Below are 10,075 nucleotides of genomic sequence, written 5' to 3'. Positions count from 1 at the left end.
GTAGGTTGGCGTTGAAAATTGTCGTTATGGCAAGGCAAAAGGCAATACTTCGACTTCGCTCAGTAACCAGAGGCAAGAGTGAAGAGGGTTTAGGCGATTTTACATTTCTTTACACAGTTTGGTTTTATTGTGTTCACCTACTTAATTCTAATTTTCTTGATTTTCAATTTTAAATTGGTATAAAACAATGCAAACTCTTTCGATTAAAATTTCCGACGAAACCCTTAGGGATGGAGAACAGCAAGTAGGCATTTTTTTCTCTTATCCCACCAAACACAAACTGGCTCATCTGATTGCCCAAACAGGAGTTGATGAACTTTGCATCATGCCCTATGTTTATGAACAGGAGGCTAAACTAGTTAAAACATTAGTATCAGAGGGATTGGATGGTGTTGTCACTGCTTCTACGATGATGGGAAAAGAGTATATTGATCATGCGAAGAACTGCGGGGTTAAGCGCATTATTTTGTTTCATGCTGTTTCTGATCGTCTACTGTTTCTGCGAGATCCCGAAATTCGCCTCATGAGCGAATTCCAAGGAAAAACAATTGATGATGATATCCCATCTGCAATCATCAATAGAATTCGTCAGAATGCTATTAATGTCATTGTAGAAAATTTGCACTATGCCACAAAAGTGGCCGGACTCAGAGTCAATTTTGCTGCGGAGGATGCTTCTAGAGCGGATTTTGACTTTTTGGTGGAATGTATTCGCTCATGCAGTCCTTATATTGAAAACTTTTTACTGTGTGATACAGTAGGGGTGCTAAATCCAGAAAAGAGTTATATCTGGATTCATGATTTGCTGCAATCCACTAATGGGGTAGGACTGGGGGTACACTACCACAATGATATAGGATTGGCACTGGAAAATACTCTCCAGTCTCTGATGGCGGGAGCGACTTTAGTATCGGGGACGTTTTGCGGGATTGGAGAACGAGCCGGAAATGTTGCCATTGAGCAGGTGTTAAATGGGTTGCGAGTCCGGTTTGGCATTGAAGTCCAGGGGATCAACTATGATGCGATCGCCGCAGTGACTAATTATATTGAGCAACTGGGGATTCGTCCCGCATCTCCTTACTCTCAAACTGCACAACGCCACGAATCAGGTATTCATGTTAATTCTTTGTTTCGTGATCCCAAGAGCTATGCAGTATTTCCACATAACAAAATAGATGTTGTCTTTGGCAAATGGAGTGGAGTCAGTAATTTCCAATATCTATTTGAAAAACAACTGCAAAATCCTCAATCTAGAAAGCAGTATGAAAAAATGCGTTCCGTCATCAAATCTCTGGCAATGGAAAAAGAATGTTACTTTACAGCTAACGAAGTCTTAGAACTATGGAAAGATGGTATCTTTGAATAATCAATCGTAAAAATTTACGACTCAGAATTCGGAATATTTAAAGACTCAGAAGAGTATTAAGTAGGTGAACGGAAAAAAACCGTAGACGCGAAGCGGCTTCTCGAAGAGTAATATGTAACGAAAAGTAAAATCGCCCAAACCCTCTTCACTCTTGCCTCTGGTTACTGAGCGAAGTCGAAGTATTGCCTCTTGCCTAGTGCCATAACGACGATTTTCAATGCTAACCTACTTAGCTCAATACTGGATTGCTAGTCTGGCTTTTTGCTCCTGAGTATTAATATGGAATTCTATCGGACTCCTATTTAATTTTTGATAGCTTGCTGTAGCCATACAAGACTTAGTAGGTATCAAGTCCGTCTTTTCTGTTCCCTGTTCCCTACCTCAAAACACTAAAATAATTTTTTTAAGATGCAAGCTAAACCTTTTATTGATAAATCCGCCACAAATAATTCTGCTCCAGTTGCTAACCGATTTTGGGAAAATGTCAAAGCGGTTATTGGTCCTTACTGGTATCCCACAGAAGCCAACGGTAGAGCATTCTCAGACGTGGTGCGGACATGGGGAATGCTGATTCTTCTCATATTATTAATTGTCGCACTTGTAAGCGTAACTGCTTTTAATAGCTTTGTTAGCCGTTATTTGCTTGATGTGATTACTGAAGAAAAAGATTTAAAGAAATTTATTGATATATTATTGGTTTACGGTGCTGCTCTGGTTTTGGTGACACTTTTAGTAGGATTTTCTAGATTTGTTAGAAAACAAATTTCTCTTGATTGGTATGAATGGTTAAATCATCAAATTTTATCAAAATATTTAAGTAATCGTGCCTACTATAAAATCAACTTTCAATCTGATGTTAGTAATCCAGATCAACAAATATCCCAAGAAATCGAACCTTTGACTAGAAATGCTCTCAGCTTTTCAGCGACTTGTTTAGAAAAAGTCCTGGAAATGACAACTTTTTTAATTATTCTCTGGAGCCTTTCTAAATTTGTAGCAATTGCCCTGCTTGTTTATACTATAGCGGGTAATTTAATTGCCCTTTATTTAGCTGAACAATTAAATAAGATCCAAGAAGAGGGACTCGAATTTACGGCAAACCACACTTATAGTCTGACTCATGTTCGTAATCATGCTGAATCAATAGCTTTCTTTCAAGGAGAAGAACAAGAATTAAATATGATTCAGCGCAGATTTAATAAGATTATTCAAAATACCAAACGCAAGATTAATTGGGAAAGAAGTCAGGATATTTTTAACAGAGCATATCAGGCTATTATCCAAATATTTCCATTTATAGTATTCGGACCTTTACAGATTAAAGGGGAAATTGATTTTGGGGAAATTGCTCAAGCTAGTTTAGCTTGTAATCTGTTTGCCAATGCTATAGCCGAATTAATCAGAGAATTTGCAACTTCAGGAAGATTTTCTATTTATGTTGAACGTTTAGTTGAATTGTCAGATGCGTTAGAAGCAGTCAACAAATTACCAGAAAATGTCAGTACGATTAAGACAATAGAAGAAAACCGTTTAGCTTTTGAGAATGTTACTTTACAAACACCCAACTATGAACAGGTAATCGTCGAAAATTTGTCTTTGAGTGTTCAACCTGGAGAGGGGTTATTAATTGTTGGGCCTAGTGGTCGAGGTAAAAGTTCTCTGTTGAGAGCGATCGCTGGTTTGTGGAATGCGGGAACTGGTCGTTTGGTAAGACCCCCCCTAGAAGAAGTTTTATTCCTACCCCAACGTCCTTATATAATTCTGGGTACTTTGCGCGAACAGTTACTTTATCCGCATACAAATCGCAAAATGAGCGATGCAGAACTTAAAGAGATTTTACAACAAGTTAATTTACAAAACTTAGTTAGTCGTATAGATGGCTTTGATACAGAAGTTCCTTGGGAAAATATACTCTCATTAGGAGAACAACAACGTCTTGCCTTCGCACGCTTATTAGTTACTCGTCCTAGTTTCACTATCTTAGATGAAGCCACAAGTGCTTTAGATTTAAATAATGAAGGAAATTTATATGAACAATTACAATCAACGAAAACAACTTTTATCAGTGTGGGACATCGAGAAAGTTTGTTTAATTATCATGACTGGGTTTTGGAACTTTCACAAGATTCTAGTTGGCAACTTGTAACTGTGGAGGATTATCGGCAGCAGAAGGTAAAAGAAACAGTCACTAATGCTCCCAAAAATCCTCAAGTCACAATAGATATTTTACCTAACAATGAATCTTCAACTCCACCAGAAATAGCCATAAATTCTCCCGAAAATCCTCAAATCACGACAGATATTTTACCTAACAATGAATCTTCAACTCCACCAGAAATAGCCATAAATTCTCCCGAAAATCCTCAAATCACGAAAGATATTTTACCTAACAATGAATCTTCAACTCCACCAGAAATAGCCATAAATTTTCCCGAAAATCCTCAAATCACGACAGATATTTTACCTAACAATGAATCTTCAACTCCACCAGAAATAGCCATAAATTCTCCCGAAAATCCTCAAATCACGACAGATATAGATAAAATTGTCGGGCTTTCTCATCAGGAAATGCACAAATTAACAACCTATTCATCACTTGGTACTGTTAGAAGCAAAGCCAGCAAAGGTAAATCTATTACTACTCAGGATGGCTCTACCTACCGCTATAATAAAGACTCAAAGGTGTTAAAATGGGTAAAAGATTAACAAATATTCATACTTTTGATAATCAAGCTTATGCGAACTAGACAGCAGAAACAACTAATTACTTACAAAAGTATTTCAATTTACAACCAAAACTATCAAGTACCCGTAATGAAAAATAACGGGGTAAAAATAGTTCAAAAAAAAATCCAAGAACGTCAAACCTTATTTAAAGAGGGTGTGCGATATCATCATCATCTTGGTGGACTAATTAAGCGAAAATCAGAAATTAGCCAGGGAGAAATTCTTGAGGAAATCCAATTATTTATTAATGACTATACACATATTATTGATTTTTTAGAAAATTACAAGAATAGTTATCATGATTTTTTATTAATCCTTACGGAAGATTTGAAAAAATTATTCAAACAAAAATATTTAGAAATAAAAAAAATAGAAGATGAAAGAAGTAATTTAGAACTTAAAAATCATCATAATCCGGCAATACTAGATGAACTAAGATGGGAGAAAAAAGAAAATTTTAAAGCAGTGTTACTCTTGAGTAATGCTTACTTTTTAATGTTGGAAAAAATCAGTTTAATCAGCGTAGGAATTACAAGAATTGCCGAAGATACACAAAATCAAAAAGAAATAGTCAAAAAAATAGTTAAAGACTTAGAAGTCTATCAAGAAATTTACGAATATCAAAGAAAAGCCCAGAAAATTCGTCAAGAAATAGCCAAAATTGCCCATACTGCCATCAATCTCGAAACCTCTTTACAAGCATACTTTAGACCCTTTCAATCATTAATAGAAGAAGTCGTCAAAATAGATGAATATTTTTACGCAATTGTCGGAGATATTAAAAATTTAGGAGATAACGTTTTAAAGTATCAGTCAAATTTAGCTCACATTGAAGTCAAGGAGGGTATTTCTGATACTTTTCTTAATTTTATGGTAACAAGTTATGAAAGAAAAGCTAGATTAAAAGATGCTTTCATTCAATCTCAATTATTAGATTGGCAAATCCATAATTTTGATTTGAACGAAAATAGTGTCTTTTTGGATCAAGGTATTGATTTAATATCAAACTATATATCTGAGCAATTCACCGACCAAGAAAACTTGCTCAATATAGCAGACATAAATTTTACTACTGTCGTTCCGCTATCTGCTGATAAAGAAACAAGATTGATGGGATTGGTGAATAATAATGTTACTTTGACAAAAGAATTTTTCAGCAATCAAGATATTGATTATACTCAATTACGGGATCTTCTAGCGCAGCACAGGTGGCAAGAAGCTGATATTGAAACCGCTAAATTAATGCTAACAGTCATGAAAAAGAATTATTGGAATGAAGTTTATCAGCAAGATATTGATAATTTTCCTTGTCAAGATATTCATAATATCGATCAACTGTGGGAACAATATAGTTATGGTTATTTTGGCTTTAGTATTCAACAAACTATTTGGAGCGAAATAGGTGGTCAAGTAGACTATGAAACAAAAAAGAAACTTGGCGATCGCCTTGGTTGGCGAAAAGAGGGAAACTGGTTAGAATATGAAGAACTAACTTTCAAATTGTCCCCGATGACACCGATGGGACACTTACCAGTCAAATGGTTACACTATGATCAACACAGTGCTGAATTAACCTCACAATCATCTACAGAAAACCTTTCCATGGCAGCTTGGCGGGTAAAGTCTTGGTTAGTTCGACAAATGCACTTATTCTTTTCTCGTGTAAGAAGCTGTCAAGACCTATGTGCGAATAACAAATTTGTTAATCGCAGGCAAAATTAGAACTAGATTTAATTTGAGGACAGTTAGGGTGCGGAAGGTGGGCTTTATGAGCCATTGTTTGCAAGAATACTTAGGGCTTGCTGAATAAGTCTCTCAAATCCACATTTACTGAAGTCAACTCTCGGTTCATCAGATAAAATCTACCTATAATACTAACAGAATTATAAAATCCATTTTTAGATTTTTTCAGCATTATTTTGGCATTTCTTTGATTATTTATCCCTTTAAGGATGAGAACACCAGCAAAATTAAAACTACCTGATGCAGTTAATTTACTGCTATTTACACTAGCAGTAATATTAGCAAAAGTATAACCTAAAAACTTGAGATTCCCGGAAATACTAGCAGAATTATTGATATTACCATGAGTTCCCTTGCCTAGATTAACTGTAGCACCGTTGAAAGCTAAAATGCCAAAGTTAAAATTACTTGTGGCTTGAAATCCACTCTCATTCAGACTAATTCCTAGTAATGTGAATTGTTTACCCAGGAGAGTAATATCACCTAAACCAAAAATCTTTTTATTCATTAAATCTACTTTAAACTTAGGAACATTTAGCTTGAGAACATTGGCTAAATTAAGAGCTACATCATTAATTAAAACGTCTTGAAGGTTAAATGATAACGTACCCTTACCTAAAGATTGATTAAAACCAATAATATTTGTTTTTCCGGTTGCGCTTTGATTCTTTAAATTAACTGTGAGATTAGGAATAGTCAAAGTTAAGAAACTTGCTAAATTCAGTTGAACGTTCTTCAGGTTAACACTATTGTGATTAACATCAAAGGTAATCCCTACCAGAGTATTACCCAAAATTGAAACCTTTCCTGAACCACTACCACAACCAGATTTTATATCTATAGTTAGGTCATCAACATCAATGCTCAATAAATTAGCTAAACTCAAGTCAAAGTTTTTAAAGGTAGCATTGCTAGAAGTAATTTTAAATTCAACATTTGCAATTTGATTATTAAACAACTCTACATAGCCATCTCCCTGAAAATACTGCTCACTAGGTGTTACGTTTAAAGCTAAATCTAAGCTATCGTCATCTGTTCCCTTAATTTTGATAAATCCTAAATCTATTTCTAAAACTTTTAACGAACCACTAATATTATTTAAACTTTTGTCACCTTCAAGGAGTAAGATTGCTTCATGACCCCAAGCATTGACTTTGCCATTAATTTCTAAACCTTCTGATATTGGTTGGCCTGCAATCATCGTCGGGAAGGGAACATACTTAATTAATGGGTTAATTTTTCCGTCTCTATCCCTATCAATTGATTCGATAGTCAAATTTACCAGACTTTCTAACAAACCTAGGGCTTTGTTAACTAAATCAATTGAACAACCTACTTGTTTGGTAATAAAAGAACTGACTAGACCGCGCCACAAATCTATTAAACTAACGGCTTGATTGGGAGTTAAAACTAAAGCTAATCGCTCAGGATCATTAGTATCTATGAGGAATGCTACCTCAATATCTATTTTTTCCCATCTCAAATCACCAATGAAGCCAAAATTATCAAAGTAAGGAGGTAAATATGTTCCACCTCCTTGAAACCTGATATTGCGAAGTTCAGTTCCTGCCAAACCATAGGGATTATGCCAGGATTTTTCACTTTGTTGACAGAAAGATGCTGTTAAAGATTCAGGTTCGAGAGAGAGAGAACCAGAAAGAAATAGTTTAGGTTCTTTTTCCTGGGTAGGGTCGTAACCTTGAAGAATTAAATTTCCAGTTAATCCAAAGTTTGGCTCTAAATCAGGATCAATTTTTAATTCCATGAGCAAGTTACTAAAATTAGCTTTAAATTGTTGGCGGGAAAATAGTTGCATATCACTTGCAATATTACCTGTTAAGCTAACTTGTCCTGTGGGATTGAAACTAATCATAGATTCCAAGTATGTAATCCCTAAATTTTTATGTAGAAAATTACTAAAGTTTTTAGGGAACTTTCTTAAATCAATATCTCCGATAAAGTTTAGTCCTCTGTTTAAATTAATATCACCCGATTTTGAATGTGCAAAAGAATGGGCAATGTTAGTGATAATTAACTCTGAATTGGCTAATTTTAGATTGTTGATAATAGGAATTTTATTTGTGAGTTTACTGAAACTAAAATCACTAGTTAATTGATATCTTAATGTGGTTTTTCGTCCAAAAATCAATTCAATTTTTCTGTTATTTAGGAATCCTCGACACCTAATTTCAATTTTATGATGATTTTTATAAAGTTTACATTTTGATGCGGATATTTTAATTTCAGGTTGGCTAAATATTTCAACAATAATTCTATCTAGGGCTACATTCATGTATGGGATTTTACTATGAATATTAAAAATTTCGTCTAAATTTAATTGCAAATCATGATCTAAATCTAAATCTAAATAAACTTCTGAATTTGACGAGACTAAATCTATATTATCCAAAGATTCCAGTTTTAATTTGAGAGCCTTAGGTAAGGTAATTCCTGCTAAGTCAATGTTAGGAGACATAAGTAAATTGACGTAAATGTTTTGAAGTTTTGAAAGGGTAGACCGTGTTTGACGACCGTAGCGAGAATTCGGCTTTGGGGTACTACCTAAGTATATTCTGTCCGCAGAATCTCAGCGGCTTTAGCCGCTGAGAGTGTCAACCAATTTCCACTTTGTCCAGTTCTTTAACTGCAACACTAGCGCAAAATTCAAAAGTCTGATATCATGAATTAATGAACGGGTGAGTAGCTCAACGGTAGAGCAGTTGACTCTTAATCAATTGGTTGCGGGTTCGATTCCCTCCTCACCCATTAGCTTTCAGCGTTTTCAAGATTTGACCTTGACTAGGTATTGCCTAGTTTTAGTCAATACCTAGTCAAGGTAAATTGGTTTTTTTTTGATATTATTTTCTTTATTTTTGCTTTCACTTTTCATCACATTTGGCAGCAGCTTACTGCCCCATTGGCGTTTTTTATCGGTTTTTGGCTTTTATACCTTTTGCAAAATCCCGAATAGAATGGGACGGTGCCAGGTAAGCACTAGGCTGAAAAAAAACGTTCCAAAAAGCTTTTGACCTTTTGGAACATTTGTGTTTGAAAAATGAAAAAAAAATAAAAAATGGGTCATCGTGTGGCTACCTTCAACTTTTCTTCAGTATGTCTTAGTAGTATTAGTTCTTCAATTATTACATAATTTAATGCCATGCCGCCTCTAACAGCGACAGCCGCGGCTGAGTTCAAGTTGACTGGATTAGAAGTGCCTGCGGAAGGGAGTTCGTCAATGACAATTCTAGCCGTTTTTGTTTTGGTTGATGTTTTCATGGTTTTTAGTCGGAAGTCGTGTGTGTAATGTTGTCGACAAAAGACGAAATACTCATACTCATACCGAGTATATCATACAAAAAGTTTTTTTACACAACACAACGTTTTTTCAAAAAAACTTTACTTGCCAGTCACCCACTTAAAATCGTTCCGCCTTCTTGCCCTTCCCGCCTTCTTGCCCCACCCCCCAACACACAGACAGGACGGGACGCACAATATTCCGAGTGTCTTCTGTATTCTTCCGTGTTCTGGGGTACCTGGAGTGCTTCGTTTAATTCCATAACTCGTGCGAGGTACAAGGCGAGGCCACGGAAGGCGATCGCACATCATCAATGGTATAATCGTCAAAACGGCGATATTTATGAAATTTGGTATGAGAAAAATATAGGGATTTGAAAATGAATGAATTAGCACCAATCATTAAATTAGGTAATCCGATATTACGACAAAAAGCTGTTGCGGTTGAGAATATTCAAAATCAAGAAATTCAAAACCTCATTGATGAACTAATTACCTCAGTTGCTCAAGCTAATGGGGTGGGAATTGCTGCACCACAAATAGCAGCATCTTACCGTCTATTTATCGTTGCTTCCCGTCCTAATGCCAGATATCCCCACGCACCAGAAATGCAGCCGACCGCAATGATTAACCCCCGAATTATTGCCCATTCTTCGGAAATGGTGAAAGGTTGGGAAGGTTGTTTAAGTGTTCCTGGAATTAGGGGTTTAGTCCCTAGATATCAAACAATTGAAGTTGAGTATACAGACCGTTATGGCAATTTACAAAAACAAGAATTAACTGATTTTGTTGCCAGAATTTTTCAACATGAATATGATCATCTAGAAGGATTAGTATTTTTAGATCGGGTGGAAAATAATCATGATTTAATTAGTGAGGAAGAATATCAAAAATCTGTAATGGGTAATGGGTAATTGGTAATTGGTAATTGGTAATTGGTAATTG

Annotated in this window: 5 protein-coding genes and 1 tRNA gene; 5 read left to right on the top strand and 1 reads right to left on the bottom strand. The window is 35.5% G+C overall.

Translation table 11 applies throughout. From position 1 onward, the window contains the following. Positions 1-187: 187 nt before the first annotated feature. From BMF77_RS11910 to BMF77_RS11900, 3 genes are all read left to right on the top strand, one after another. Positions 188-1,366 carry a 2-isopropylmalate synthase gene (locus BMF77_RS11910; protein ID WP_148763006.1) on the top strand — a complete coding sequence of 393 codons (1,179 nt, stop codon included), beginning with the start codon at positions 188-190 and terminating at the stop codon, positions 1,364-1,366. Between the two features lie 408 nt (positions 1,367-1,774). After that, on the top strand, positions 1,775-4,072 hold the full coding sequence (locus tag BMF77_RS11905) for an ABC transporter ATP-binding protein/permease (protein ID WP_148763004.1): 2,298 nt from the start codon (positions 1,775-1,777) through the stop codon (positions 4,070-4,072). 30 nt (positions 4,073-4,102) lie between these two features. Continuing rightward, positions 4,103-5,815, top strand: a complete 1,713-nt coding sequence (locus BMF77_RS11900) for a GUN4 domain-containing protein (RefSeq protein WP_148763002.1) — start codon at positions 4,103-4,105, stop codon at positions 5,813-5,815. Between the two features lie 70 nt (positions 5,816-5,885). On the opposite strand, the gene BMF77_RS11895 is transcribed toward BMF77_RS11900, so the two are convergent. After that, the gene (locus tag BMF77_RS11895) at positions 5,886-8,312 is read right to left on the bottom strand and encodes a hypothetical protein (protein WP_148763000.1); all 2,427 of its coding nucleotides are present in this window, start codon (positions 8,310-8,312) and stop codon (positions 5,886-5,888) included. Between the two features lie 218 nt (positions 8,313-8,530). Between BMF77_RS11895 and BMF77_RS11890 the strand changes: the two genes are divergently transcribed. Then, positions 8,531-8,602 (top strand) — tRNA-Lys (locus tag BMF77_RS11890). 908 nt (positions 8,603-9,510) lie between these two features. Then, a complete protein-coding gene (gene def / locus BMF77_RS11885) occupies positions 9,511-10,044 on the top strand; it encodes a peptide deformylase (protein ID WP_148762998.1) in 534 nt (177 codons plus the stop codon). The last annotated feature ends 31 nt before the right edge of the window (positions 10,045-10,075 follow it).

Source organism: Dolichospermum sp. UHCC 0315A, from assembly GCF_008121535.1.
Taxonomy (GTDB): Bacteria; Cyanobacteriota; Cyanobacteriia; order Cyanobacteriales; family Nostocaceae; genus Dolichospermum; species Dolichospermum lemmermannii.
Note: the sequence above shows the minus strand (reverse complement) of the source record. Positions and strands in the feature narration are given on the sequence as shown.

What these genes read in the sequence shown, in the direction of transcription:
- BMF77_RS11910 (WP_148763006.1), top strand. Translation starts at nt 188, where the DNA reads ATGCAAACTCTTTCGATTAAAATTTCCGACGAAACCCTTAGGGATGGA.
- BMF77_RS11905 (WP_148763004.1), top strand. Translation starts at nt 1,775, where the DNA reads ATGCAAGCTAAACCTTTTATTGATAAATCCGCCACAAATAATTCTGCT.
- BMF77_RS11900 (WP_148763002.1), top strand. Translation starts at nt 4,103, where the DNA reads ATGCGAACTAGACAGCAGAAACAACTAATTACTTACAAAAGTATTTCA.
- BMF77_RS11895 (WP_148763000.1), bottom strand. Translation starts at nt 8,312, where the DNA reads ATGTCTCCTAACATTGACTTAGCAGGAATTACCTTACCTAAGGCTCTC.
- def (WP_148762998.1), top strand. Translation starts at nt 9,511, where the DNA reads ATGAATGAATTAGCACCAATCATTAAATTAGGTAATCCGATATTACGA.